Source organism: Acidovorax sp. A79 (assembly GCF_041154505.1).
GTDB lineage: Bacteria > Pseudomonadota > Gammaproteobacteria > Burkholderiales > Burkholderiaceae_C > Acidovorax.
Genome location: NZ_AP028672.1, coordinates 5,346,051 through 5,371,746, shown reverse-complemented (window position 1 = coordinate 5,371,746; position 25,696 = coordinate 5,346,051). Strand labels below are relative to the sequence as shown.

Genomic DNA, 25,696 nt, shown 5'->3' with positions numbered 1-25,696 from the left:
CGACGCAAAGCGACTTTGAACGTGCTCAGTCCTCGATGCCACGCTGCGCGGGAATGCCCGCCTTGAATGCGTGCTTGACCATCTGCATCTCGGTCACCGTGTCGGCCAGCTCGATGATCTCGGGCGGGCAGCGGCGGCCGGTGAGGCACACATGCACCTCCTTGGGCCGCTCGCGCAGCGTCTGCAGCACACCCTCCAGCGGGAGCCAGCCGTAGATCAGCGGGTAGGTGATCTCATCGAGCACCACCAGGAAGTGCTCACCCGACAGGATGGCGGCGCGCGCCTTCTCCCAGCCGTCGCGCGCCAGCTGGGCCGAGTGCTCCAGGTCCTTGCTCTTCCAGCTGAAGCCGTCGCCCAGGCCCTCGATGGGCAGGCCGAGTTGCTCGAACATGCGGTGCTCGCCAAAACGCGCCGTGGGCACTTTCATGAACTGGAAGATCTTCACGGCCTTGCCCCGGCCGTGGGCGCGCAGCGCCAGGCCAAAGGCCGCCGTGCTTTTGCCCTTGCCATCGCCGGTGTTGACGATGACGATGCCGCGGCGCTCGCCCTCGGGCTTTTCATAGCGCTTCTCGGTGGGTGGGGTTTCGATCTGCATGGTGGGGGTGCTTTCAAGAAGGGTCGATTCACACGCGGGCCAGGCCGGGCGCGGCGGACAGTGAGAACGGACGGCGCGCCTGCCACGCAGCGCCCGCCAGCACCAACAGGGCCATGACCAGCAGGGCCACGATGCCGGCCATGCGCTCCACGGGGCTGGGTTCTTGGGCGGTGTCGGGGGCATCGCGCTCGGGCTGGCGCTCCAGCAGCACGCCCATGGCGGGCACGGTGGGTGCGGCGGGCGGGGCTTCTGCCTGGGCGGGTGGCGCAGGCAGGTCGGCAGCAGGCGGCACGGGCCGCGGCGCCGGCGCGGCAGGCGACTGCGGCGTGGCCACGGCCATGCCTGCGGGCGCGGATTCCGCCGCTGGCGCACCCTGCGCGGCCTGCTCCACCCAGCGGCGCACGCTGGGCAGTTCGGCCGCCAGCGGTGCGGCACGCGTCAGCTCCTGGTACATCTGCGCCAGCTGTTTTTGTGTGTCGGCATCGGCCTGCCAATAGCCCTGGCGCTGCGCCTGCACCAGGCGCTCCAGCGACTGGGCGTAGGCCTGTGGATGTTCTTTCAGCCACCCGGGCAGGCCCAGCTGGTGCTTGTCGCGCACCAGCACGTCGTAGAAACTCTGCCAATGGTCGCTGCGCACCGTGTCGGGCGCCACGGCCTGCCAGCCCCAGGCGAACTGCACGGCCTTGAGCACCTGCAGCGTGCCCGAATAGCCCTCGGCCTTCTGCGCCTGGAGCCAGCCCGGGTGCAGGTAGCGCGACTGCATCTCCAGCGCAATGGCGCGCTGCGCGGTTTCGGTGGTGGGCTCGCTCACATCCTGCAGCTGGGCCACGTGCAGCTCCAGCCCCTGCGACCGGCCGGCCACACGGGCTGCGGCCGACAGGCCGCCCAGGTACTGGAACGGGTCGTCCGAGCTGACCATGGCGTACAGGTTCGAGCTGCGCGACAGGATGGCGGCGTCGGTACGGCGCAGGTGGGCCCCCAGCGCCTTCGCGGCCGTGCCGCCCGCAACCCCCGTCACCGGTTCGCCCTCCAGATAGGGCTGGCTCATGCGTTCGAGGAACATCTGGCCCAGGCGCGCATCGTTGGTTTGCAGGCCGTCGCTCTGCACCGCGTCGGACAGGCCGGTGCCATAGTCGCCCACCGCGTTGCCGAACGAGCGCACGCGCGCCAGTTGCTCGGCCTGCGCGCGGGGCACACCCTGCTTGCGCAGCTCCTGGCCGATCTGCTCGGTGTTGCGCGCAATCACATTGCCGGGCTCGGCCGTCGCGGCCTGGGCCACGGCGCGGTCGAGGAGCGCCATCAGCGCGGGGAACTGGTCGCGGTACGAGCCGGTGATGCTCATGAGCACATCGACGCGCGGGCGTTTGAGCTCTTCTGCGGCAATGGTCTCCACACGCACCGGGCGGCCCGAGTCGTCCCACACCGGGCGCATGCCCAACGCCACGAGGGCCTGCGCTTCCATGATCCCCTGGTGGCGCAGTGTTTCGCCCGCCCAGAGCGACAACGCCATGCGCTGCGGCACCTGGCCGCCATGGCGCGCCTGGTAGTCCTTGAACCAGTCGTTGAACAGCGTCTGCGCCACGGCATAGGCCTGGCGCGTGGGCAGGCGGCTCGGGTCCAGCCCCGTGAGGTTGCGGCCCGTGGGCAGGCTCTCGGGGTTGCGGATCGGATCGCCACCGTACGCAGCGGTGAGGAAACGGCCCTCCAGCCCTGCGAGCAGGCCGGGCATCTCGCCTTCGGTGGCCAGCAGGCCCTCCAGCTCCTGCGCGCGGTGGGCCAGCTGCAGCAGCGCGGGCGTGTCGATGGGCTTGCGCGCGGCGCGGTTGGGCACATGGTCTTCGGCGCGCACCACGTCGGATGCGCCCGCCGCACCCGGTGTTGCCACCTGCGCTGGCAGCACGGGGCGCAGGTCCAGCACGCTGGCGGCCTGCGCGTCCTTCAATGCCACTTCCAACCAGCGCGCGGGGCGCGCCGCCAGCACGGCATCGTGCTTGATGAGGAAGGCTTCGTCGATGTCTTCGCCCAGTGCCTCGATCAGCGGCTTGCGCAGCGCCTGCAGGATGGTCTCGCGCCGCTGCTCGGGCGCGGGCACGCGGCCGAACACGGCCAGGCCCTTGGGCTGCGAGCTTTGTGCGAGCTGGTCCAGGTAGGGGTGCAGGATTTCCAGGAAGCCGCTGAAGTCGGCCGCGATGCGCTCGGCGCTCCAGCCCAGGTCGCGGTGCAGCTGGTGCTCCACGAACTGCGCCACCAGCTGCTTTTCGAGCGCGCGGCGCGTGGGGCCTTCATCCACGGTTTCCCATTCGTGCATCACCTCGTGCATGTGGGCCATGCGCGCCTCGAAGCCTGCCGGGGCGAACACGGGCGTGCGGTGGCTCACCAGCACGGCGCGGCCCCGGCGCTTGGCCGTGAGGGCCTCGCCCAGGTTGTCCACGATGTAGGGGTAGACCACGGGCAGGTCGCCCAATGGCAGCAGCGCGTCGTCGTGCACATCGAGCGCACGGGCCTTGCCGCCCGCCCATTCCTGCGTGCCGTGCGTGCCGAAGTGGATGAGCGCATCGGCCTCCAGCTGCGCCCACAGGTACACCGCCAGGTAATGGTGCGACAGCGGCGCCTTGCTCTTGTGCATGAACGGGTTCTGGCCCAGGCGCAGGGTTTCCTCGCGCGGGGGCTGGGGCAATACCGAGAGCTTGCCCACCTGCAGGCGCGGGATGGCGAACACTTTTTCGCCCTGCCACTCGACCACATAGCGGCTCTTTTCGGGCGCGCCCCAGTGCGCGTTCATGCGCTCGCGCACGGCCTTCGGCAGCGTGGCCAGGTGCTGCTCGTAGCGCGCCAGCGGCAGCGCGGCGGCCTGCCCGCTTTGCAGCAGCGCGCGCACATCGGCGCCGGGGTAATAGGCGGCCAGCAGCGGCTTGAGCCCGTCGATCCAGCCCTGTTCGGGCACCTGCTGCGTGCGGTAGCCCGCCTGGGCCAGGCCGCCAGAGACCTGCTCCAGGCTGCGCGGCACGTTGAGGAACGATGCGCCGAAGTTGGTGCCGCCCGGCGGGTAGTTGTAGACCATGGCCACCAGGCGCTTGTCTGCTGCCGGTTTGGTCTGCAGCGCGATCAGGCGCCGCGCCTTGGCGGCCACGGCCTGGGCCTGGCGCTCGATGAGGCGAAAGTCTTGCCCCTCGGCGCCGTGGGCGGCGACCAGGACCGGGTCGATGGCACCCGCCGCCTCAGGCTGCGCCAGGTAGAACGGCACATCGGACAGCGACAGGCCCGTGTCGCTGGCCTCCCACGCGGCGGCATCGCCTGCGCGGTACGGCTGCGTGCCCAGCAAGGGTGCGCCCCAGCGGGCCAGCAGCGGCTGCAGCGCAGCGGCCTGGGGCACGAGCTGGTGCAGCACCAGGGCAGAGGCATGCAGGCGGCCGGGTCCGATGCCGCTCTCGGGGGGCAGCTCCAGCACCTCGGCCAGCGTCTGCGCCGTGACCTGCTGGCCGAACGCCGCATAGGCGAACAGGCCTTGCTGGCGGAAAGTGCGCAGCCAGGCATCGAGCCATTCGGTGCTGCCATCGACAAAATGGTGGCGGTGCACCAGCACGGCCACCGCCGGCAGGCCGCGCAGCGACGCGGGCTGGCCCTGGCGCCATGCCTCGAGCGCCATGGCGTTGGGGAGCAGCCGGGGCGCGTCGGGGTGGTAGATGCCCCGGGTGGGCAGGATCTCCGGCGCGGGCAAAACGGGCATGGCCACACCCGCCACGGTGGCACGCGCCAGGGCGATGGCGCTCTTCAGGTTGCGCGGGCCACCGGCCTGCAGGTAGGCCACCATGCGGCCGGACGCATCGAGCGCGGTCAGGTCGGCGGCGGGGGCGCCCGCAGGCACCCACACCACGCGGCCGGGGGAACGTGTGGCACGGCCATCGAGCTGCGCCCCCGCCATGCGGCGCAGGCGTGCCTCCACGCTGGCATGCGGCGCATCCACCCACACCAGCGCAGCGCCCGCCAGCGCGCGCTCCAGCGTCCGGGCCTGTGCTGTGTCGAGCACCGCCGGCCCGGCGAGCGGGTAGTCGATGTGCGCAAAGCCCAGGCCTGCCTCGGTGGCCAGGCGCTGCACCATGGCCGTGCGCGTGGCCGTGGTGATGTCGGAGGTGAGCCACAGCAGAACGGGTGCGGCCTTGTTGGCGCCCGCTGCGCCCTGGGCCTTGTCCGCCTGCACGGCATGCGCCAGCGGCGCAGCCAGCAGCAGGCACCAGAGTGCCGCGCGCAGGATCAGCGCCTTCATGGCTTGGCGGGTGCCGGCGTGGCGGCGCCACCCGCGCCACCGGCCGAAGCGCCGGCAGGAGCAGCGCCCGTTTCAGGGATGTAGACGATGTTGCCGTCTTCGAGTTGGTAGGCCACGCCCGCGCGCACGCCCTGCCCTTGCGCCGCGCTGCCCGCGCCCTTGAAGCGCACCTCCTTGCCCTGCTCGCGCACCACCACTTCCATGTCGGGCTGGCCGGGGTTGCGGATGATGGTGACGCTCTCGTTGGCGCTGGTCTGGGTCTGCACGGCCACGGCCGTGAGCAGCGCCACCACGAGCACCAGGAACACGTCCACCAGGTTCACGGCCGACAGCATTGGGTCGTCGTCGTCCTCGGCCAGCACATTCAGGTGCTTCAAGGTCATTGCGCCACCCCGCGCTCCTTGCGCACCACCAGCAGTTCGGCCAGCAGCCAGCGGCGGCGCACGGAGTACACCACCAGGCCCACCGACGCGGCGGCCAGCGCCAGCACCACGCCTGCAAAGGCGCCGCTGAACACCGCCAGCGCCTGCTGGCCGTTGCCCGCCGCCACGCTCTGCAGCGCGGGGCCCAGCGGGATCATCGTGGCGATCAGCCCCAGCATGGGCGACAGGCGGCTGAGCAGGCGCACGGGCTCCACCTGGCGCACCAGTTGCAACTCCAGTTCTTCCATCGACAAGCCAGGGGCCACGCGCAGCGAGCGGTACTGCGGCTGGCGCCAGCGTTGCCAGGCCTCCATGAGCGTGGCGCCGCCCGACCACAGCGCGTAGACAAACGCCAGCCCCACCAGCACCAGCACCGGCCACAGCAGCGACTGCGCGACCTGCGAAAAACCCGATTCGATGTTCATGCTTGCACTTCCTTCATTCCTTGGTTGTTGTTCTTGCGTTGCAGGGACGGCAGCGCCATCCACATGCCATCCAGATGCCGCACGTGGATGCGGTGGTCAAACACGCTCTCCAGCGCGGCGTGGGTGGCGGGCGCATCGCATGCGCCCTGGTGCAGCACGCGGCCCTCCGCCATCACAACCATGTCGTCGGCCTGCAGCGCCAGCGACACCTCGTGCAGCACGCTGACCACCGTGCCGCCCGCGTCCACCAGCGCGCGCATGGTGTGCAGCCAGTCGGTCTGGTGAGGCGGGTCGAGGTTGGCCAGGGGTTCATCCATCAGCAGCACCTGCGCCTGCACGGCCAGGGCGCGGGCCAGCAACACGCGCTGGCGCTCGCCGCCCGACAGCTGCGCCAGCGGGCGGTGGCGCCAGTCCCAGGCCTGCGTGGTGCGCAGCGCCTGCTCGACCGCTGCGTGGTCGGCCGCACCCGGCGGTGCCAGCCAGGCCTGGTGCGGCAGGCGGCCCAGCATGGCCACGTCGTAGCTCGTGAGGTCGTCGGCCGAGCCTTCGTTCTGCCCCAGCCAGGCGAGCTGCCGGGCACGTTCGCGTGCGGGGATCTGCGCGAGTGGGCGGCCCAGCAGCAATACTTCGCCCTGCACCGCAGCGCGCGGCAGCAGGCCCGCCAGCACCTTGAGCAAGGTGGACTTGCCCGCGCCGTTGGGGCCGACGATGCTGATCCAGCGCCCGGCAGGCAGTTGCAGGTCAATGCCCTGCAATATCAAGCGATTTCCGATGCTGGCGCTTATCTGGCAAGCGCTGATAGCTACTGAATTCATAGCGAACCACCTTGCGACGTCCGCCGGTGCATGAGCCACAGCAGGTAGGTTCCGCCCAGCGCCGCCGTGAGCACGCCCACGGGCAGCTCCTGCGGTGCCAGCAGCCAGCGCGCCAGGATGTCGGCCGCCAGCAGCAGCACCGCGCCCATCAGGCTTGCGAGCACGATGTGCCGCTCGTGCGTCACGCGCACGATGGAGCGCACCAGGTGTGGCGCGGCCAGCCCCACAAACGCGATGAGCCCCGTTTGCGCCACGGCCGTGCCCGTGGCCAGCGCCATGGCGGCCACCAGCCCGACGCGCATGGGCATGAGCGGCAGGCCCAGGCTGGCCGCCGTGGCCTCGCCCAGCGTGAGGCCATCGAGCGCGCGCGCCAGCATCCAGGCGACCACCGAGCACAACCCCCAGGCCACGGCCATCAGCACACAAGCCATCCAGCCCACAAAGGCGGTGCTGCCCAGCGTGAACGCCTGCATGGCCTGCAGGATGTCGGGCGAGGCCAGCTCCACCAGGTCGCGCAGCGCGCCCAGCACCACGCCCACGATCACCCCCGCCAGCAGCAGGCGCAGCGTGTGCTGCACGCCTTTGGCCAACAGCAGCGTGAGCACCACCGCCCCCGCCGCGCCCAGGAAAGCCATGCCCGTGATGCCGATGCGGGCCATCCACTGCGCCGCCACCGGCGACACCCCGAACAGCGCCATCGCCACCGCCCCGCCCAGCGCGGCGCCCGAGGCGCTGCCCAGCAGGTACGGGTCGGCCAATGGGTTGCGAAACAGCCCCTGCGCCACAGCACCCGACAGGCCCAGCAGCGCACCCGCCAGCCACGCGCCCAGCGTGCGCGGCAGGCGGATGTCCCACACGATCTGCCAGGCGACGGGGTCGCCGCGCATGCGCAGCACGCTGTCAAAACCCGTGCTGCCCACGCTGGCGCCACACACGGTCAGCACAACACTGGCCAGCAGCAGCCAGGCGGCACACCATGCCGCGCGGCGGCTGGCGGAACCTGTTGGCAAATCCATGGCAAGGCTGGTCATGGAGCTTTCTCCACCAGACAGCGGGCCATGATGCGCGCGGCCTCGGCCATGCGCGGGCCAGGTCGCACCACCACGTCCGAATCACCGGGGCCGAACACGCACAGCCGGTTGTCGCGAATCGCACGCATGCTGGCCCAGCCGGGGTACGGCACCATGGCCTGCATGCTGCGGTTGCCGATCATGATGATGTCGGGGTTGGCGCGCACCACAAATTCGGGGTTCAGGCGCGGGAACGGACCGAGCGACGCCGGCACCACGTTGCGCACCCCCAGCCGGGTGAGCGATTCGCCGATGAACGACGCCTCGCCCGCCGCGTAAGGCCCCCGGCTCACCTCGAAGTACACGCGCGCATTTTTGGCCCTGGGTGGCAGGGACTGCGCCGCCGCCAACACACCCGCATCGATCACACGCCAGAGGCGGTCGGAGCCCTGCGCGCGGGGCACGCCCAGCAGGTCGCTCACGGTGCCCAGCACGCGGCGCACGTCGGCATGGGTCTTGGGCTCCAGCTGCACGACGGTGAGGCCCAGCGCCTCCAGCCGGTCGCTGGCGCGCGAGCTGACGGACATGAGCACCAGGTCCGGCTTGAGCGCGACGATGGCCTCGATGCTGGGATCTATGCCGCCGCCCATCTTGGGCAGCTTGCCGACCACGGCCTCGGGCCAGTTGGAATAGCGGTCCACCCCCACGAGCCGGTGGCACTGCTCCAGCTCGCACACGCTTTCGGTCAGCGAGGGCAGCAGGCTCACGATGCGCTCGGGCGGGCGGGGCAACGCGATCTTGCGGCCCTTGTCGTCGGTGATCTGCACAGGCTGCGCCCGCGCCAGCCCGGCCATGAGCAGGCCCAGCAGCAACAGGATGGCGATCACCCACAGGATGCGGCGCACGGGGGTGGGTTTCATCAGCGAGGTTCTTTCAAAGTGAGGGGCAGCCCGGCGGCCATCAGCGTGACGCGCGGGCACACCTGGGCCACCTGCTGGTTCAGCGTGCCCAGCGCATCCACGAAGGCGCGCACCTCGCGCCCCATCGGGATGACCCCCAGGCCAATTTCGTTGCCCACCAGAACAACGGGGCCGGGGGATTTCCGAACTGCTATCAAAAACATAGCTGCTTGCGCTTGCCAATCCAGAGCCAGAGCCTGTTTTTGCTTCAAATCCATGTCTTCGCAGCCCATGGGCATGGTCCAGTGGGTGAGCCACAGCGTGAGGCAGTCCACCACCACCAGGGTCTGCGGCGTGCTGTGCAACACCACGGCAGCGGCCACATCGTGCGGCTCTTCCACGGTCCGCAGACCCGGCACGCGCTCGGCGCGGTCCCGCTGGTGGCGGGCGATGCGCTCACGCATCTCGTCGTCCCAGGCTTGCCCCGTGGCGATGAGCACGGCGCGGTGGTCGCTGGATTGCGCCAGCCAGTCGCGCGCCAGCAGCTCGGCGCGGCGGGACTTGCCGCTTTTCTGGCCACCCAGGATGAGTTCGCTGGTGATGGGGTGCGGGGTGGGAGTCATGCCGAGACGCCTCCCAGCAGATGCGCCACGGCCTCGGGGCTGGACGGAAACCACGCATGGAAGTAGCTGGCGTGGAGGCTGCCCTGCTGGTACAGCGCCTCGCCCGCATCCGGCGCAACCGCTTCATGGGGGCGGGCCGTGCGGGCCACCACGGGGGCGCTGCTGTCGCTGGTCGAGTAGTGGAAGGTGTGGCCGCGCAGGGTGTGCCCCGCCACCGCCAGTTGCTGCGGCCCGAGCGCCGCCAGGCGTTTTTGCATGGTCACGCGGCCGGGCAGCAGGCCCCAGAGCGGTGCCGTGCCGCCGTCGGCCAGGGTGATGGAATCAAACAGCGCCATCATGCCGCCGCACTCGGCCCACAGGGGTTTGCCTGCGGCCCCATGGGCGCGCAGGCTGGCTTGCATGCCGGTGTTGGCCGCTATCTGCGCGGTGTGCAGCTCGGGGTAGCCGCCGGGCAGCCACACGGCATCGCAGTCGGGCAGCGCGGCATCGTGCAGGGGCGAGAAGAACACCACACGCGCGCCCATCTGTTCAAGGCATTGCACATTGGCGGCGTAGATGAAACAGAACCCGGCGTCGCGTCCCATGGCCACGGTGCGGCCCGCCAGCAGGGGCGGCACGGCCGCAACCATCGCGGGGGCCGGAAAGTCCACGGCCCAGCGCTGCAGGTCCTCCAGCGTCATCTGGCCCAGGGGCGTGGCCGCAAGGGCATCGGCGGCGGCGTCCAGACGCTGCAGGCTGTCGGGCAGCTCATGCGCCGCGACCAGACCCAGGTGGCGTTCGGGCAGCAGCGCCGCACCGGCCTTGCCCGCAGCGGGCGCAGTGCCAGACTGCACCCGCATCAGCGCCCCCATCCAGTCCTCCGCATCGTGCAAGCCACCCTGCAGCATGTCGGCATGGCGCGCGCTGCCTACGCGATTGGCCAGCACCCCCGCCCAGGGCAGGCCCGGCCGGTAGTGGCGCAAGCCGTAGGCCAGCGCGCCAAAGGTGCCCGCCATGGCCGAGGCATCGACCACGGCCAGCACGGGCACACCAAAGTGCCGGGCCAGGTCGGCCGCGCTGGGGGTGCCGTCAAACAGCCCCATCACGCCTTCGATCAGGACCAGGTCCGACGCGCGCGCCGCGTCATGCAGGCGCTGCGCGCAGTCCGCCTCGCCGTTCATCCACAGGTCGAGCTGGTGCACCGGCGCTCCGCTGGCCAGCTGGTGCCAGTGCGGGTCCAGAAAATCCGGCCCGCACTTGAACACCCGCACCCGCCGGCCCTGCCGCGCATGCAGGCGCGCCAGGGCCGCGGTGACGGTGGTCTTGCCCTGGCCGGAGGCCGGGGCGGCAATCAGCAGCGCGGGGCAGCTGGTCATTTCAGCAACCCTGTGGGACACATTCCCGGCATGCCGATGAAACTGGCACGCACGACGCCAGTGCCACCGTGGAACTGGCTCCGCCAGGCCCCGGGTGGCATCCCCCCGTGGGGGGAAGGCGCGCAGCGCCTCAGGGGGTGCTTCACTGCGGGGCCCACTTCACGCCGACGTAGGCGGTGCGGCCCGCGGTGGCGTAAGTGCGGGCCAGCTCATAGTGCTTGTCGGCCAGGTTGTCCACGCGCGCCACCAGGGTGAAATCGCGAGCAACCCGCGTGCTGGCATACAGGCTGACCAGCGTGTAGCCGCCCAGCACCGTGGTGTTGGCGGCGTTGTCGAAGCGGCGGCCAGAGGCCTGCACCTCGGCGCCCACCGTCCAGCCAGCGAGTTGCGTGTCGGCTCCGAGCGTGCCGTGGCGCTTGGAGCGGCGGGCCAGCAGCTTGCCCGTGGCCAGGTCGCGCGGGTTCTGCAGATCGAGCGAGCCGCGCAGCTGCACGCCGCCGAGGCGGTACGAACCCGCCAGCGTCACTCCCTTGTACTCGGCCCGCGCGGTGTTCACGTAGCAGCCGAAATCCGACGGACAAGGCCCTGCGGCCCCGAACGTGATCAGATCCTGCACCCGGTTACGGTAGGCGGTGGCGGAGAAGCTGCTGCCGCCCTCGGCCCAGCGCAGGCCCACCTCGACATTGCGGCTGCTCTCGGGATTGAGCGACCCCGTGCCGTACTCGCTGAAGCGGTGGTACAGCGTGGGGGCCCGGAAGGCCGTGCCCACCGATGCCGTCGCGCGCCACTGGGGTGCAAAGGCGTAGCCGTAGGCCAGGCTGCCCGTGCCCTTGCCGCCGAACTCGCTGTCCGAGTCGTGCCGCACATTGGCCTGCACCGTGTGGCCGCCCGCGCTGTAGCCATAGCCCAGCGCAACGGCGTCCTGCGAGCGCTTGCGGTCGATGGGCTTGTTTTCCAGATTGTCTTCGCGGCGCTCCAGCGCGGCGGTCAACAGGTGCGCACCCTCGCGCCATTCATTCTGGAACAGGTAGCCGCGCAGGTGGGTATCGCTCAGGTACACCGAGGGCTTGGTTTCGTACCTGTCGCGCGAATCGGTCAGCTGCAGGCGCGTCTTGTACTGCGGGGTCCATTGCGCCTGCCAGTTCAGGCCCAGGGCATGCAGCCTGTGCTTGTTGCGGTCATCCTTGCCCAGTCCGCTGTCGTAGCCGCTGTCGAGGTCGTTGACCAGCAGCGTGCCTTCCAGCCGGTGCATGGCGTTGACCTGCAGGCCCACCCGCGCGTTGGCAGAGGTGCTTTCATACCCGTCGCGGTCGGGGTTCTGCGTGGCGACGGTGCGCGCGTTGAAGCCCTTGCTTTCCTCGCGTGCAATGCCCAGCGCGTAGTCGATCGTGCCGCTGGCACCGCTCACACCGGCTTCGATCTTGCGCGTGCCGTGGCTGCCGAACCCCACGCCCACATAGGGCGCGGTGCCGTTTTCGCCGCGCTTGGTGAAGATCTGCACCACCCCACCCATGGCGTCGGAGCCATAGACCGCGCCCGCCGGGCCGCGCAGCACTTCGATGCGGTCGATCTGCGCCAGCGGGATCGACTCCCATGCCGCGCCGCCGGTGGATTGGGAATCGATGCGCACGCCGTCGATGTACACGGCCGTGAAGCGCGACTCAGCGCCGCGCAGGAACACGCCCGTGGTCGTGCCGGGGCCGCCGTTGCGCGAGAACTCGATGCCGGGGACACGGGCGAGCACGTCGGCCAGGCCGGTGGCGCCACTGGTTTCGATGGTCTCGCGATCCAGGACGGTCACATCGGCCACCAGGTCGGACAAGGGCTGGGGCGTGCGCGTGGCGGTCACCACGGTTTCGGTCAGCGAGGGCGCGCGCAGGTTCTGCGCCAGCAGCACGGGGCCGCCGGCATCGGCCTGCTGGGCCTGCACGGAGCAGGCGCCCACAACGGCCAGCGCCACCAGCGCGGGACGCAGGCACAGCGGCGCAGCAAGGCGCGCACGAGAGGTACGGATTTTCATGGGGAACATCGTCAACAAACAAAACCCGCGCCGGCCTCCCCGCCAGCAAATGGGTGATACGGCTGCGCGCACCCTGATCGGGCGCGTGCAACCACCGTGTTGGCCGGTATCCGGGCTGGCGGAACACCCTTCAAAGCCTTCCCAGGGGCTTGTTCAAGGCACCCAGTGGCATGTGTATGAAGGGGGAATCGGAACGATTCGTCCGCTGACCGTTGCGGGGGCAGCGCAGGCTGGGCGCACCATGGTTGGCGGCACCTCCCTGCTTCCCGTTGAACTGCGGCATGTGAACCACACCGCGAGCACCAACAACGGGATTTTACGACCGTTTACAACCGCCAACCCTACAATCGACAGCTGTATGGCAACACCGTCCACCACCGACCAGATCGCCGAGCGCGTCGAACGCCTGCTGCTGCGGCACGCGGAACTGCAACGCACCAACGCGCTGCTCGCCGATCAGGTGGCCGCCCTCGCGCAGGAGCGGGATTCGCTCAAATCGCGCCTGAGCGCGGCCCGCGCCCGGGTTGACGCGCTGCTGGAGCGGCTGCCCGCGGCGGCCCCTGTCACGAAAGAATCCGAATGAAGCAAATCGAGGTGCAGATCCTGCAGCAAAGCTACCTGCTGACCTGCCCCGAGGGGCATGAAAGCCGCTTGCTGGATGCCGTTGAACGCGTCGACACGGCCATGACCCGCATCCGCGACGCCGGCAAGGTGCGCGCCCGTGAACGCATCGCGGTGCTGGCCGCGCTGAACCTGGCTTTCGAGATTGCGGACCGCGAGGCGGCCGACCTGGCGGCGGGCGCGGCCGCCAAGTCCTCCCCGCCGCCTGCGGCACAGCCCGGAGCACAGGCCGCCTTGCCCCTGCCCGAGCGGGACGAGGACCACCTCAAGGCCCTGGTCCAGCGGCTCGACGAGGCATTGGGCGAGGACGGGCGCCTGCTCTGACGCGGCGCCCCCCGGCACCTCTGAACCCGGCGCGCCGCCCTGCGGTCTTTACATGTCCTGGCGCCGGCGTCGGACTCCGCCAGCGCCTACAATCAGGCTGTCTGCGATGCTGTCGGGCTTTATATTTCCTTGAACCAATGCTCAACGAGCTCGGGCTTGGTACATTGCCCGGTGAGCGTGATCATCTCGCGTCAGATGAACCCAACGCTTGGCTGCCCTCGCCCACCTGAACCCCCGGTTCAGGATGAGAGTCCGGTGGCAATCGCAGACACCTTCTTCCTTCCCCATGCCGCTGTCGCCGCCGCCTCACCTTCCCGCTGAACGGCCGACCGGGCGCCGCCTCCCCGCCCCTTGTTCCCTCCCCTTCTCCCTTTTTGCCCCATGCTGGATCCTCTCCTGATCGTTGAACTCGGTGTACTGGGCCTGGCAACCGGCTTTCTGGCCGGCCTGCTCGGCATCGGCGGCGGCATGCTGCTGGTGCCGTTCATGACGTACATCCTGGGTGCCCAGAAGGTGGCACCGGACCTCGCGGTGAAGATGGCCATCGCGACCTCCATGGCGACGATCATGTTCACCTCGATCTCCAGCGTGCGCGCGCACCACCAGCGTGGGGCGGTGCGCTGGGACATCGTCAAGCGCCTGGCGCCCGGCATCGTGCTCGGTGGATTCATCGCCAGCCTGGGCGTGTTCGCGCTCCTCAAGGGCTCGTTCCTGGCGATCTTCTTCGCGCTGTTCGTGAGTTTTTCGGCCTCTCAGATGTTCCTGGACAAGAAGCCCGCCCCCTCGCGCCAGATGCCTGCCGGCGCGGGGCAGGTGGCGGCGGGCGGCGTGATCGGGTTCCTGTCGGGGCTGGTGGGTGCCGGCGGCGGCTTCGTGAGCGTGCCGTTCATGACGTGGTGCAACGTGCCCATCCACAATGCCGTGGCCACCAGCGCCGCGCTCGGCTTTCCCATCGCCCTCGCCAACGTGGTGGGCTACGTGATTGGCGGCCAGAACGTGAGCGGATTGCCCCCGGCATCGCTGGGCTACATCTGGCTTCCCGCCCTGGCGGTGATCGCGACCTGCAGCGTGCTCACCGCGCCCCTGGGCGCCAGGGCGGCGCACAGCCTGCCGGTCAAGCAACTCAAGCGCGTGTTCGCATCCCTGCTCTTCGGCCTGGCGGCCTACATGCTCTGGAAGGGCATCGCGGCCTCCTGATCCTGAGGCTCTGCCGTGGGGTCACGGCGCAAGGGCAGCGGAGATGGTGGCCAAGGCGGTGGTGCGAAGCCCTTGGCCTCGCGCGCCTAGGTCTGGACGGAATTGCGCCGGCCCTGCGCCTTCAAGGGCAGCGGCTTGCCCAGCAGGGCACGAAATTCGTGGGCAGGAAGCCCGGGCGCGCACAGAAAACCCTGGTAGTGGTCGCATTGCATCTGAAGCAGCACCGCCTGCTGGGTTTCGGTTTCCACGCCCTCCGCCACCACCTCCACATGCATGGCGCGCCCCATGCTGATGATCGCGCTCACGATGGCCCGGTCGCCATCGTCGTCGGGCAGCCCGCGCACGAACGACTGGTCGATCTTGAGCTTGTGGATCGGCAGCTTCTTCAGGTACGCCAGGCTGGAATAGCCCGTGCCGAAATCATCGATGGCGAGGCCAATGCCCAGGCCGGCCAGCACGCGCAGGCGCTGCTCCATCTCCTGCGCATCCTGCAGCAGGATGGTTTCGGTCAGCTCCAGCTCCAGCAGCGTGGGCGGCAGCTGGTGCACCGCCAGCAGGCGCGTGATCCGGTCCACGAAATCGGGCTGGCGAAACTCCAGCGCGGACACGTTCACCGAGATCATGATGGGCATGCCGCTGTGCATCCACACCGCCGCCTCGCGCACGGCCTGCTCCATAACCCAGGCACCCAGCGTGACGATGTAGCCGGACTCCTCCGCGAGGGGGATGAACTGCCCGGGCGAGACCGCGCCGAATTCAGGGTCGGTCCAGCGGATCAGGGCCTCGGCGCCCGTGATGCGCCCCGTGGCCATGTTGACCTGCGGCTGGTAGTGCACCGCCATGCGGTCCAGACCCAGCGCCTGGCGCATCGCATGCTCCATCTGCATGCGCGACAGCAGGTTGGCGTTCATTTGCGGCTGGTAGAAGCCATAGCTGCCCCGGCCGCGCTCCTTGACGCGGTACATGGCGGTATCGGCCTGCTTGATGAGGTCGTCCAGCGTGGCCCCGTCCTGCGGGTACAGCGCCATGCCGATGCTGCACTGGATGGAGAAACCCATGCCGTCGAGCATGAAGGGCTTGAGCATGTCGTCCAGGATACGGCGCGCCACGCTCTCGGCCACCACGGCATCCCCACCGTGCAGATAGATGACGAACTCATCCCCGCCCAGCCGGCACAGCATGTCCGTCTGGCGCAGGCAGGCCTGCAATCGCTCGGCCACCAGCTGCAGCACCCGGTCGCCAAAGGGATGGCCCAACGAGTCATTGATGATCTTGAAACGGTCGAGGTCCAGGAACAGGATCGCGAAGCCGGTGTCGCTCTGGCGGGCGCCCTGGATGGCCGTGTCCACCCGCTGCGACAGAAGCAGCCGGTTGGGCAGCCCTGTGAGCACATCGCTGTACGCCAGCTCTTCGATGCGCTTCTGGGCCGCATGCTGCAGCGTCAGGTCGCGCATGAAGCCGATGCTCTGCACCAGCCGCCCCTCGTCGTCGCGCAACGCCACCCACGACAGCTGCACCGCGCAATAGGTCCCGTTGTCCCGGGGAAGCCACAGCTCGCCTTCCCAGAAGCCTTCGCTGGACCAACCTTGCAGCACCTGTTCCATGAACGCCGCATCGGGGCCGCCGCCAAAGAGGGAGGCCGCCGTGTTGCCCTCGAACGACTTGGCCGACGGGCCCACGAGGCGCTCGCATCCCGGGTTCATGCGCAGGACCCGGTGCTGGCTGTCGGCGATGAAGATCGCGTCCAGGCTGGATTCGAACACCCTGGCGGCAAGGCGCAGGCTGGCTTGTATCTCGGTCTGCCGGGTGATGTCCCGGAACGAGTACACACGCCCCACCGGCCGCCCCTGGCTGAACTGGGGGACCGTGCGCAGCTCCAGCACCGCGCCGTTGCGCAGCACCAGGATGTCAGTGCTCTCCTGCATCGGCTCGCGCGCAATCGCGGCCAGGCGCTCCGAATAGGCCGCCGCATCGTTCACCTGCGTGGCCATGTGGGCATACACCGCCCCGTCGTCACGCTCAAGGAGCAGGTCGCGCGGAATGTTCCACAGCTGTGCAAGGCGCTGATTGAACGCCCGCACCCGGCCATCAAGGCTGCAGACGAGCATGCCGTCGGCCGCGGAGTCCAGGGTTGCGCGCAGTTCGGACAGCAGGGTTTCCAGTTCGCGCTCGGTGGCCTCCTGGGCACTGCGGTCCAGCATGGTCAGCATGTACACCGTATCGCCGCCCGCCGCCCCCCAGGGCACGCGGCTTACCTGCCGGTCCACGGGCACCAGCGTGCCATCCGCACGCAGAAGACGGGTGTGGGAATGGATGCCGCCCGCCACCACCTCGGCCGGCTCCCCCCAGAACGCCTGGTCCTGCGGCGTGGTGGCCAGGCCAAGCACCGATGCACCGACCATGGCGGACACGGGGGTCCCTACCAGCCGCTGCGCGGCGGCATTCGCGTGCAGGATGAGCAGGCTGGCCTCATCGACAAGCCAGACGGCTTCCTGCAGCGCGTCAAGCCAGCCGTGGGATTGCGAAACCCTCACGAACCTGCCTCTTCATTGCCGGGACTGACCGCACGCTCGAAAAAGTAACAGATGCGCTGACGGGGAGAGAGATAGTCCAGCGCATCGCGCGGCAGCTGCGCGGGCTTGAGGCTGCGCCGGATGCCCAGCTCGGGCACCGTTTCCAGGTCCAAGATCGGTGCTTCGTCCTTGGGCACACGGGAATCGTGCACGATGACCTTGGGCCGCAGGGGCCGCGACGAGTTGACCGAGGCAACGATCGCATAGCGGTCATTGACCAACTGGACAATGGAGCCCGGCGGGTACACCCCCATCATGCGGATGAATGCCCCCAGAACCACGGAATCGAAGCGCGCCTTGAGCTGCGCGAAGATGACGGACAACGCCTCGTGGGGCGTGAGCGCATCCACGCCGTTGGCCGGGTTGCACATGCGGTCGTACCGGTTGACCAGCGCCAGCACCTGCCCCGCGCGTCCCAGGTCAGGCCCCGACAGCCGCAGGGGGAACCCGCTGCCATCGGCCATTTCGTGATGCCGCGCAATGGCCGTCAGCACCGCTTCGGGCAGCCCCATGCGCGTGGCGAATGCCACGGACTCGCCCACGTGGGACTCGTAGCGCGTTCGCTCCATGGGGATCATCGAGGGTGTGGGCTGGCGCAGGTTCGGCGGCAGCTTGAGCTTGCCCAGGTCATGGATCAGGGCCGCGATGCCGAGATCATGCAGCTCGGAGCTCTTCATGCCCAGGGCACGGCCCAGCAGCAGGGAGATCACCATCACGTTGATGGGGTGCAGGGCATTGCGCTCGCCAACGCCCTCCGACAGCAACCGGATGACGGAGTCACCGTTCTCGAGGAGTTCCGACACGCAGCCAGCCACCAGCGCATCGCCCTTGGTGCGGGCCTGGTCCGGGTGCTCGGACGCAACGCGTTCGAGTGCCTGGTACTGCCGGGTGGCCTCTCCGAACCGCTGGTTGCAGGCCGCCAAGGTGCGGTTCTGCGCCTCCAGCAATTCGCGCCGGCGCTGCGCCTCCGGGTCCACGGTGGCCGTGGCGCCGGGGGCATCCGGTCCCTGGGCCGAGGGCACCGTCATCTCCGGCACGCTCCAGGCGGCCGGAACCAGCTCTCTTTGCTCCGGATCGCTTTTCTTGGGGACGTATCGCACCTCGGTGAGCCCCAGTTCCCGCAACGTCGCGATCTGGTCCGCCGATGCCACCCGGAAACTGCTCACCGGGAACGGATGGTGCATCCAGCCCACATCGAGCTGGATGTACATGCCGACGCGCAGTTGGCTGATATCGATGAGGATGGAGGAGTTCACTTCGGGGCGCGCGAAACATGGAGACGTGAATGCCACCAATAGTTACACAGATTATCGCCAGTTCGAAGGCCTTGTCGAAGGAGCCCACCCGCGCCGCGGCGGCACGGCAACACTTGCCTGCCCGAAGGCGCGGGGCGGGGCAATCCCCCTCATGGGGATGTGGGTTACCGAAACCGCCGCGCCCTCAGGCCGCCGCGGCCCGAATGCACGCTAGCGGCACCACAGCGAGGGTTTGTAGACGAGGTCCATCCACAGTGCCCAGCTTGCCACCGCGCAGAGCAGGCCACCGGCGGCGCGCGTCCCCCAGTCCGCGCGCACGGTGTTGAGCCGGGCCCGCAACCGCGTCCAGGCCCAGGGCCCGCCGACCAGCCAGACGCCGCTGCCAATGCCAAAAAGCGCCATGGACAATGCGCCCTCCAGGGGCCCTCCGCTCAAGGCAGCCACCAGCAGCGCCGAATACAGCAAGCCACAGGGCATCAGCGCCCAGAGAAACCCCGCGGCAAGAATGCCTCCCGGGGCACGGACCAGAGGCCGCACGCGCTCCCACACGCCACGGCCCGCCTGCTCCACCCAGAGCGGCTGCCGCGCCTGGACCATCAGCATCAGCCCCCACGCCATCACCGCGACGTGCATCAAGGTCCACGCCGGGCGCAGTGCCATGGTCTGCTGAGTGAGCCACGCCAGGCTGTCCATGGCCAGGGCGGCCAGCCCGCCCGCCAGCGCATATCCCGTCAGGCGGCCCGCATGAAAGGCCACGGCCCGCCGGGCCACGCCACCGCGCGGTGCCCACCGCACCGCCTGCACCTTCGGGGGAGCCCCCTCCGCCGGCGCCCCGCCGCCGGGGGCGGATGCGCAGCCCGCGCTCCCCTGCCCCACCACGGCGCCACAAGGTGCCGAGCACATGGCCAGGCAATGGGGCCCGCCAACGAGCCCCATCAACAAGGCAGTCGAGGCAACCGTTGCAAGCATGGGATTCAGATGATGCGTGAAAAACGCGCGCGGTTGCGGTCTGCCTGCAGATATCGGTCGAAAACCATGGCGATGCCGCGCACGAAGAACCAGCCCATGGCCGTGACCTCGACACCGTCGGGCCTCACCTTGACCAGCCCCTGCTCGGCCATGGTGTCGAGTTGCGCCAGTTCGGCGGAGAAATAGTGCCGAAAATCGAGGAGCCAGGCCTGTTCCATGGGCTCGAACAGCAGTTCTCCCTGGCACATCAAGGACATGATGACGGCGCGGCGCACGAGGTCGTCCCGCGTCAGGGCCAGGCCACGCACCACGGGCAGACGCCCCTGGTTCAGCAGGTCGTAGTACTCATCCAGGGTCTTGGCGTTCTGGCTGTAGGTGGCGCCGACCCTGCCAATGGCCGACACGCCCAGGCCGATCAGGTCGCAGTCGGGCTGGGTGCTGTAGCCCTGGAAGTTACGGTGCAGGCGGCCCTGCCGCTTGGCGACGGCCAGCGAGTCCTCCGGCAGCGCGAAGTGGTCCATCCCCACATACACATAGCCGGCGCCCATGAACGCGTCGAGCGAACGGGAGAGCATCGACACCTTGCCGGAGGCTGCGGGCAGTTCGGCGGAGAGGATGCGGCGCTGGGGCTTGAACCGCTCCGGCAGGTGGGCATAGGCATACAGCGCAATGCGATCAGGCCGCAACTGAACCACCTGCGCCAGCGTACGGTCGAACGACTCCGGCGTCTGGCGCGGCAACCCGTAGATCAGGTCCACATTGATCGATTCGAAGCCGAGCGAGCGCGCGGATTCCACCAGCGAAAACACCTGTTCGGCGGGCTGGATGCGGTGCACCGCCTTCTGGACCTCGGGGTCAAAATCCTGCACGCCAAAACTCAGCCGGTTGAATCCAAGCTCCGCGAGCACGGCAAGCCGGTCGGCATTGACGGTACGGGGGTCCACCTCGATCGAGTACTCCCCGCCCGGCGCCAGGGTGAAGCTGCGCTGGAGCATCGCCATGAGTTCCCGCAAGCCATCGTCCGACAGGAAGGTGGGGGTGCCGCCGCCCAGGTGCAGCTGGCTCACCACCTGACCCGTGCCGCAGTGCGCCGTGTGCAGATCGATCTCGCGGCTGAGATAGCGCAGATAGACTTCAGCCCGGTCGTGGTGCTTGGTGATGATCTTGTTGCAGGCGCAGTAGTAGCACAGCGACTCGCAAAAGGGGATGTGCACATACAGGGACAAGGGCAGCGCCTTGGTCAGGGTGCCCATGCGGCGCTGCTCGAGGGCGAGGGCGTAGTCCTCCTGGCCGAAGGCTTCCACAAACCGGTCGGCCGTCGGATAGGAGGTATAGCGGGGGCCTGGTACGTCAAAACGGCGCAGCAGGTCAGGCGAAACAGCGGTCATGGGGCGAATCCTTGCGTACACCTTGACTGTGCCGTAAGCTGCCCCCCATGTCCTTGACATGAATCAAGTGATGGAGTGGCCGGAACAGCGACAATTTGATGCATGTCAGTCGCCTGCCCGCCCTCCAAGAGACTCCCTCTTCGGCCATCGGGCGGTATGCTCGAAACCTAACTCCGCCCTGTGCCTATGAACCCGCTCACCATCAAAGTCGCCTGTTCCAATTGCAACCTGCGCGAGCTGTGCATGCCGGTGGGCCTGAGCGAAGAGCAACTGCACCGCATCGACGAGGTCGTTGCAGTTCGCCGCAAGGTGAAGCGCGGCGGCACGCTGTTTCGCAATGGTGAGTCGTTCACCTCGCTTTATGCCATCCGCACCGGCTTTTTCAAGACCTGCGTGGCCACCGAGGACGGACGCGACCAGGTCACGGGGTTCCAGATGGCGGGCGAGATCATCGGCCTGGACGGCATCGTGAATGACCACCACACCTGCGATGCGGTGGCCCTGGAAGACGCCGAGGTCTGCGTCATGCCGTTTGACCGCATCGAGGAACTGTCCCGCGAGGTCACCGCGCTGCAGCACCACGTGCACAAGATCATGAGCCGCGAGATCGTGCGCGAACACGGCGTGATGCTGCTGCTGGGCAGCATGCGTGCCGAGGAGCGCCTGGCAGCGTTCCTGCTCAATCTGGTGCAGCGCCTGCACGCCCGCGGATTCTCGCAGTCCGAGCTGGTGCTGCGCATGACGCGCGAGGAGATCGGCAGCTACCTGGGCCTCAAGCTCGAGACCGTGAGCCGCACCTTCTCCAAGTTTGTGGAAGAAGGCATTGTCGAAGTCAAGCAGCGCCATGTCCGCATCCTCGAGACCGACGCGCTCAAGCGCATCGTGAACAACCAGTCCGCCTGCCACTGAGCAAGGCGAGCCAGGACCGCCCGTCCCGGCAACGCCTTGCCACCGGAGCTCGGCCGGTGCGCTGTTCAAGGGCAGGATGATGTCTTTCGGCAATCATCAGGGCGCTCGCCTTCGGGCACGGGGCAGCGGTTGAGTTCAAAGGGCGACATTGCCAGCAGCGTGGTCAACGCGCTGGAGGCCATGGTGATGGCCCAGAACGCAAAGAACGCGAGCGTGTAGACGCCCTGGCGCGACAGGGCCAGCGGCTGCCCGAACCAATGCAGGTCCTGCGGGTCCACCATCGCAAAAACCAGCATCTCCATCGCGCCCGCCATCAGAAAGGCGGGCCATGCAATCCACATCAGGCGTTGCGTCCACATCGGGGTTGTCTCCTGGTAAGGCCGCGCAGACCCGCTGCTCGGCCAGGGGTTTCAGCGTGGCTGGTCCTGAACCGGCGTTGCCGCGTGGTTGCGGCCCTTCATGGCCGGGGCCAGGCTCTTCTCCGGAGCCTCCAGCGTCTTGTTGATTTCGATGCCCTGGCGGTAGTAGTCCTCGGCAATCACGGGGTCTGGCCGCGAAATCGCCAGCCACAGCGTGACAAAGCCCGCCACGATGACGATGGCAGGGCCGGCGATGATCAGCCAGACGTGGCCGAATTTCCACCAGGGCGCAGCGGTGGCGGGGGCGGAGCCGATGGCTGGATTGGATGGCATGGGTGCTTGCTCCTCAAAAATCTTCTCGGTCATACAACGTCCCCGGGGCCGTGCACCTGGGTGCACGTCGCCTCATCGGGGCACCAGGAATACGGACTTCTCGGTCACATGGGCCGCAGCGCCCACCGCCTGCACATCGAACTGCACGGCATGGGAGCCCGGGGGCGCGGAGCCATACGGTATCTGCAGGCGCACGGCCACCCACCGGGACTCCGCGGGGCCAATGTCCACCTCGGCTTCAGAGGCCACCTCCAGCCCGTCCAGGCCGCGGGCGCCGATGCGGTAGCGCTGGGGGCCTTCGGTGGCGTTCATGATCTGCAGGCGGTAGATATTCTCCAGCTTGCCGCCCGCCACGATGCGCGACAGGGCCGCGCGGTCGCGCACCACATCCACCTTGAGCGGCGTGCGGGTGACCAGGCTGGCCATCATGCCCACGCACAGTGCCACCAGCACGGCGGTGTAGATCAGCACGCGAGGCCGCAGGACGCGCCGCAGGATCTGCGACTGGCTCCAGCGCTGCGCCACGCCGTTCTGCGTGGAAAAGCGGATCAGCCCCCGGGGGTAGTGCATCTTGTCCATCACCGTGTTGCACGCATCCACGCACAGTCCGCAGCCAATGCACTCGTACTGCAGGCCCTTGCGGATATCGATGCCCACGGGACACACCTGCACGCACAGGGTGCAGTCAATGCAGTCGCCCAGGCCCTTGGCCTTGTGGTCGATCGTCTTGTTGCGCGGGCCGCGCGGCTCGCCGCGTTCCACGTCATAGCTCACGATCAGGGTGTCCCGGTCGAACATCGCGCTCTGAAAGCGCGCGTAGGGGCACATGTACTTGCACACCTGCTCGCGCATGTAGCCCGCATTGCCATACGTGGCAAAGCCGTAGAACAGCACCCAGAATATCTGCCAGTTGCCCTGCAGCGCCAGCAGTTCCGCGCCGAGCTCGCGGATGGGCACGAAATAGCCCACGAACGTGAACCCCGTCCACAGCGCCACGGTGATCCATACCACCTGTTTGAGAAACTTCTTGCGGATCTTCTCGAAGCTCCAGGGCCCGTTGTCCAGCCGCAGCCGGGCACTGCGATCGCCTTCGATCTTGTGCTCGATCCACATGAACATTTCGGTGTAGACCGTCTGGGGACAGGCAAAACCGCACCACAGCCGCCCCGCCACGGCCGTGAACAGGAAAAGCGACAGCGCCGAGATGATGAGCAGGCCCGTGAGATAGATGAAGTCCTGCGGATAGAGCACCAGCCCGAAAATATAGAACCGCCGTGCCCCCAGGTCGAACAGCACCATCTGGCGCTGCCCCCACTCGAACCAGGGAAGGCCGTAAAAGACCAGTTGCGTGAGAAACACCATGCCCCAGCGCCAGCGTGCGAACAGGCCACTGATGGAGCGCGGGTAAATCTTCTTCTGCGCTTCGTACAAGGAGACGATCTCGCCCTCGGACGAGGCATCGGATGCAACCGGTGCAATCGGAATGACCTTGCGGGCTGGCCCGCTGGGTGGCTTCATGGTGGTGTCGACCTATTGGCTTGGTGTGTCTTCAGCAATGGGGCAAAAAGCCGGGCGCAGCGCCAGGGGGCGCGCCACCCGGCCCGGATCAGCGCACCGCGGCAGCCTGCTTGCCGTTGGACAGGCCCCATACATATGCAGACAGCACGCCGATCTGCGCTTCCGTCAACTTGTCGGCCTGGGCCGGCATCTGGTTGACCTTGCCGTTGTTGACCATGGCGGTAATGGCCGCCTCGCCCCAGCCATGCAGCCAGACGTCGTCGGTCAGATTGGGTGCACCCAGCGCCTGGTTGCCCTTGCCGTCCATGCCATGGCAGGCCGCGCATGCCGTGAACTTGGACTTGCCCAGCGAAGCACGCAGCGAATCGTGCGGGCTGCCCGACAGGCTCAGCACATAGTGCGACAGGTTGCGCACGTCTTCGGGCGTGCCCACTGCAGCCGCCATGGGAGGCATGTTGCCCACACGGCCCTTTTCGATCGTTTCACGGATCTTCTCGGGCGCCCCGCCATGGAGCCAGTCACCGTCCGCCAGATTGGGGAAACCCTTGCTGCCGCGCGCGTCGGAACCATGGCACTGAGCGCAGTTGTTCATGAACAGGCGCTCGCCAATGGCCTGGGCCTGCGGGTCCCTGGCCACGTCTTCCGGCTTCATCGAGGCGAAACGGGCATACAGCGGCTCCAGTTCAGCCTTGGCCTTGGCCATCTCGGCTTCGTATTCGCCCTTCTGCGTCCAGTTCAGCTTGCCGGTGAAACTGCCAAGGCCTGGGTAGGCGGCCAGGTAGCCGAAGCCGAAGACGATGGTGATGACGAACAGCCAGACCCACCAGCGCGGCAGGGGGTTGTTCATCTCGACCAGGTCCTCGTCCCAGACGTGGCCCGTGGTGTTGTCGGCCGTGGCCATCACCTTCTTGCGGCCTGCCATCCATAGCAGGATGCCGCAGGCGATGATGCCGACCAGGGTCAGCGTGGTCACAAAGACCGACCAGAAATTGCTGGTGAAGTCACTCATGGGGTGTTCTCGTTCTGGTGGGGGTCAATCTTGTTCAAAGGGCAGCCGAGCGGCCTCGTCAAACCGGGCCTTGTTGCGGCCCCGGTAGGCCCAGACCCAGATGCCGACGAAGCAGGCCATCGAGGCCAGCGTGGCGACGATGCGCATGGTGGTGATGTCCATTGCGAACCTCCTTTACTTGAGCGCACGGCCCATGACTTGCAGGTAGGCGACCAGCGCCTCCATCTCGGTCTTGCCCTTGACGTCGGCCGCGGATGCCGCGATCTGCTCGTCCGTGTAGGGCACGCCGACGGTGCGCAGCGCCTTCATGCGCGGCGCAACGCTCGCGGGGTCCACCGCGCTCTTTTCCAGCCAGGGATAGGCGGGCATGTTCGACTCAGGCACCACGTCGCGCGGGTTGTTCAGGTGGATGCGGTGCCACTCATCGCTGTACTTGCCGCCCACGCGGTGCAGGTCGGGTCCGGTGCGCTTGCTGCCCCACTGGAAGGGATGGTCGTACACGAACTCGCCCGCCACCGAGTAGTGGCCGTAGCGCAGCGTCTCGGCGCGGAAGGGGCGGATCATCTGCGAATGGCAGTTGTAGCAGCCCTCGCGGATATAGATGTCGCGGCCCACCAGTTGCATGGCGTTGTAGGGCTCCACACCCTTGACCGCCTCGGTCGTGGACTTCTGGAAGAACAGCGGCACGATCTCCACCAGGCCGCCAATGGCGATCACGAGCAGGATCAGCACGATCATCAGGAAGTTGTTGGTCTCCACCTTTTCATGGGAGAAGCCGGTCGAATTCGATGGGTTGTTGTTAGACATGAGTT

Annotated in this window: 24 protein-coding genes and 1 riboswitch; of the genes, 4 read left to right on the top strand and 20 right to left on the bottom strand. The window is 68.2% G+C overall.

Going from position 1 to position 25,696, the window contains the following annotated elements:
• Positions 1 to 25: 25 nt before the first annotated feature.
• The 10 genes from cobO to ACAM51_RS24745 all read right to left on the bottom strand — a co-directional run bounded on the left by cobO (position 26) and on the right by ACAM51_RS24745 (position 12,428).
• Positions 26 to 595: a cob(I)yrinic acid a,c-diamide adenosyltransferase gene (gene cobO / locus ACAM51_RS24790; RefSeq protein WP_218294164.1), complete on the bottom strand. Its 570-nt coding sequence runs from the start codon at positions 593 to 595 to the stop codon at positions 26 to 28.
• A 28-nt stretch (positions 596 to 623) separates the two neighbouring features.
• Positions 624 to 4,859 carry a cobaltochelatase subunit CobN gene (gene cobN / locus ACAM51_RS24785; protein ID WP_369642196.1) on the bottom strand — a complete coding sequence of 1,412 codons (4,236 nt, stop codon included), beginning with the start codon at positions 4,857 to 4,859 and terminating at the stop codon, positions 624 to 626.
• Positions 4,856 to 5,242 (bottom strand): DUF2149 domain-containing protein, encoded by a 387-nt coding sequence (locus tag ACAM51_RS24780; protein ID WP_218294162.1) that lies wholly within the window; start codon positions 5,240 to 5,242, stop codon positions 4,856 to 4,858. The genes cobN and ACAM51_RS24780 overlap by 4 nt, the downstream gene beginning before the upstream one ends.
• Complete coding sequence (locus ACAM51_RS24775; protein WP_008906167.1) at positions 5,239 to 5,706, bottom strand: hypothetical protein; 468 nt, start codon at positions 5,704 to 5,706, stop codon at positions 5,239 to 5,241. Before ACAM51_RS24775 ends, ACAM51_RS24780 begins: the two co-directional genes overlap by 4 nt.
• Complete coding sequence (locus ACAM51_RS24770) at positions 5,703 to 6,521, bottom strand: ABC transporter ATP-binding protein (RefSeq protein WP_369642195.1); 819 nt, start codon at positions 6,519 to 6,521, stop codon at positions 5,703 to 5,705. Before ACAM51_RS24770 ends, ACAM51_RS24775 begins: the two co-directional genes overlap by 4 nt.
• On the bottom strand, positions 6,518 to 7,552 hold the full coding sequence (locus tag ACAM51_RS24765; RefSeq protein WP_369642194.1) for a FecCD family ABC transporter permease: 1,035 nt from the start codon (positions 7,550 to 7,552) through the stop codon (positions 6,518 to 6,520). The genes ACAM51_RS24770 and ACAM51_RS24765 overlap by 4 nt, the downstream gene beginning before the upstream one ends.
• The gene (locus ACAM51_RS24760) at positions 7,549 to 8,451 is read right to left on the bottom strand and encodes an ABC transporter substrate-binding protein (protein ID WP_369642193.1); all 903 of its coding nucleotides are present in this window, start codon (positions 8,449 to 8,451) and stop codon (positions 7,549 to 7,551) included. The genes ACAM51_RS24765 and ACAM51_RS24760 overlap by 4 nt, the downstream gene beginning before the upstream one ends.
• Complete coding sequence (locus ACAM51_RS24755) at positions 8,451 to 9,053, bottom strand: bifunctional adenosylcobinamide kinase/adenosylcobinamide-phosphate guanylyltransferase (protein WP_369642192.1); 603 nt, start codon at positions 9,051 to 9,053, stop codon at positions 8,451 to 8,453. Before ACAM51_RS24755 ends, ACAM51_RS24760 begins: the two co-directional genes overlap by 1 nt.
• Positions 9,050 to 10,408 (bottom strand): cobyrinate a,c-diamide synthase, encoded by a 1,359-nt coding sequence (locus tag ACAM51_RS24750; RefSeq protein ID WP_369642191.1) that lies wholly within the window; start codon positions 10,406 to 10,408, stop codon positions 9,050 to 9,052. The genes ACAM51_RS24755 and ACAM51_RS24750 overlap by 4 nt, the downstream gene beginning before the upstream one ends.
• Before the next feature lie 142 nt (positions 10,409 to 10,550).
• Positions 10,551 to 12,428 (bottom strand): TonB-dependent receptor, encoded by a 1,878-nt coding sequence (locus ACAM51_RS24745; protein WP_369642190.1) that lies wholly within the window; start codon positions 12,426 to 12,428, stop codon positions 10,551 to 10,553.
• An 83-nt stretch (positions 12,429 to 12,511) separates the two neighbouring features.
• Positions 12,512 to 12,750: riboswitch (cobalamin riboswitch) on the bottom strand.
• Between the two features lie 36 nt (positions 12,751 to 12,786).
• Between ACAM51_RS24745 and ACAM51_RS24740 the strand changes: the two genes are divergently transcribed.
• The 3 genes from ACAM51_RS24740 to ACAM51_RS24730 all read left to right on the top strand — a co-directional run bounded on the left by ACAM51_RS24740 (position 12,787) and on the right by ACAM51_RS24730 (position 14,570).
• Entirely contained in the window at positions 12,787 to 13,011 is a 225-nt protein-coding gene (locus ACAM51_RS24740) for a DUF904 domain-containing protein (RefSeq protein WP_218294155.1), read from the top strand.
• Positions 13,008 to 13,373: a cell division protein ZapA gene (locus ACAM51_RS24735; RefSeq protein ID WP_369642189.1), complete on the top strand. Its 366-nt coding sequence runs from the start codon at positions 13,008 to 13,010 to the stop codon at positions 13,371 to 13,373. Before ACAM51_RS24740 ends, ACAM51_RS24735 begins: the two co-directional genes overlap by 4 nt.
• A 381-nt stretch (positions 13,374 to 13,754) precedes the next feature.
• Positions 13,755 to 14,570, top strand: coding sequence for a sulfite exporter TauE/SafE family protein (locus ACAM51_RS24730; RefSeq protein ID WP_218294153.1), 816 nt, complete (start codon positions 13,755 to 13,757; stop codon positions 14,568 to 14,570).
• Between the two features lie 86 nt (positions 14,571 to 14,656).
• Here ACAM51_RS24730 and ACAM51_RS24725 read toward each other — a convergent pair whose 3' ends face one another.
• From ACAM51_RS24725 to hemN, 4 genes are all read right to left on the bottom strand, one after another.
• On the bottom strand, positions 14,657 to 17,104 hold the full coding sequence (locus ACAM51_RS24725; RefSeq protein WP_218294152.1) for a bifunctional diguanylate cyclase/phosphodiesterase: 2,448 nt from the start codon (positions 17,102 to 17,104) through the stop codon (positions 14,657 to 14,659).
• Positions 17,101 to 18,399, bottom strand: coding sequence for an HD-GYP domain-containing protein (locus tag ACAM51_RS24720; protein WP_218294151.1), 1,299 nt, complete (start codon positions 18,397 to 18,399; stop codon positions 17,101 to 17,103). Before ACAM51_RS24720 ends, ACAM51_RS24725 begins: the two co-directional genes overlap by 4 nt.
• A 210-nt stretch (positions 18,400 to 18,609) precedes the next feature.
• Entirely contained in the window at positions 18,610 to 19,368 is a 759-nt protein-coding gene (locus tag ACAM51_RS24715) for a sulfite exporter TauE/SafE family protein (RefSeq protein WP_369642188.1), read from the bottom strand.
• A gap of 5 nt (positions 19,369 to 19,373) precedes the next feature.
• Entirely contained in the window at positions 19,374 to 20,756 is a 1,383-nt protein-coding gene (hemN, locus tag ACAM51_RS24710) for an oxygen-independent coproporphyrinogen III oxidase (protein WP_218294149.1), read from the bottom strand.
• Between the two features lie 186 nt (positions 20,757 to 20,942).
• Here hemN and fnr point away from each other — a divergent pair, with 186 nt between their 5' ends.
• Positions 20,943 to 21,665 (top strand): fumarate/nitrate reduction transcriptional regulator Fnr, encoded by a 723-nt coding sequence (gene fnr, locus ACAM51_RS24705; RefSeq protein ID WP_218294148.1) that lies wholly within the window; start codon positions 20,943 to 20,945, stop codon positions 21,663 to 21,665.
• Between the two features lie 65 nt (positions 21,666 to 21,730).
• On the opposite strand, the gene ACAM51_RS24700 is transcribed toward fnr, so the two are convergent.
• From ACAM51_RS24700 to ccoO, 6 genes are all read right to left on the bottom strand, one after another.
• Positions 21,731 to 22,024 (bottom strand): hypothetical protein, encoded by a 294-nt coding sequence (locus ACAM51_RS24700; RefSeq protein WP_218294147.1) that lies wholly within the window; start codon positions 22,022 to 22,024, stop codon positions 21,731 to 21,733.
• A gap of 51 nt (positions 22,025 to 22,075) precedes the next feature.
• Positions 22,076 to 22,357, bottom strand: a complete 282-nt coding sequence (locus ACAM51_RS24695; protein WP_369642187.1) for a FixH family protein — start codon at positions 22,355 to 22,357, stop codon at positions 22,076 to 22,078.
• A 72-nt stretch (positions 22,358 to 22,429) separates the two neighbouring features.
• Positions 22,430 to 23,875, bottom strand: coding sequence for a cytochrome c oxidase accessory protein CcoG (ccoG, locus tag ACAM51_RS24690; protein ID WP_369642186.1), 1,446 nt, complete (start codon positions 23,873 to 23,875; stop codon positions 22,430 to 22,432).
• Between the two features lie 88 nt (positions 23,876 to 23,963).
• On the bottom strand, positions 23,964 to 24,884 hold the full coding sequence (gene ccoP, locus ACAM51_RS24685) for a cytochrome-c oxidase, cbb3-type subunit III (protein ID WP_218294144.1): 921 nt from the start codon (positions 24,882 to 24,884) through the stop codon (positions 23,964 to 23,966).
• 24 nt (positions 24,885 to 24,908) lie between these two features.
• Positions 24,909 to 25,046 carry a cbb3-type cytochrome c oxidase subunit 3 gene (locus ACAM51_RS24680; protein WP_010460656.1) on the bottom strand — a complete coding sequence of 46 codons (138 nt, stop codon included), beginning with the start codon at positions 25,044 to 25,046 and terminating at the stop codon, positions 24,909 to 24,911.
• 12 nt (positions 25,047 to 25,058) lie between these two features.
• Positions 25,059 to 25,691 carry a cytochrome-c oxidase, cbb3-type subunit II gene (ccoO, locus tag ACAM51_RS24675; protein ID WP_369642185.1) on the bottom strand — a complete coding sequence of 211 codons (633 nt, stop codon included), beginning with the start codon at positions 25,689 to 25,691 and terminating at the stop codon, positions 25,059 to 25,061.
• Between the last annotated feature and the right edge of the window lie 5 nt (positions 25,692 to 25,696).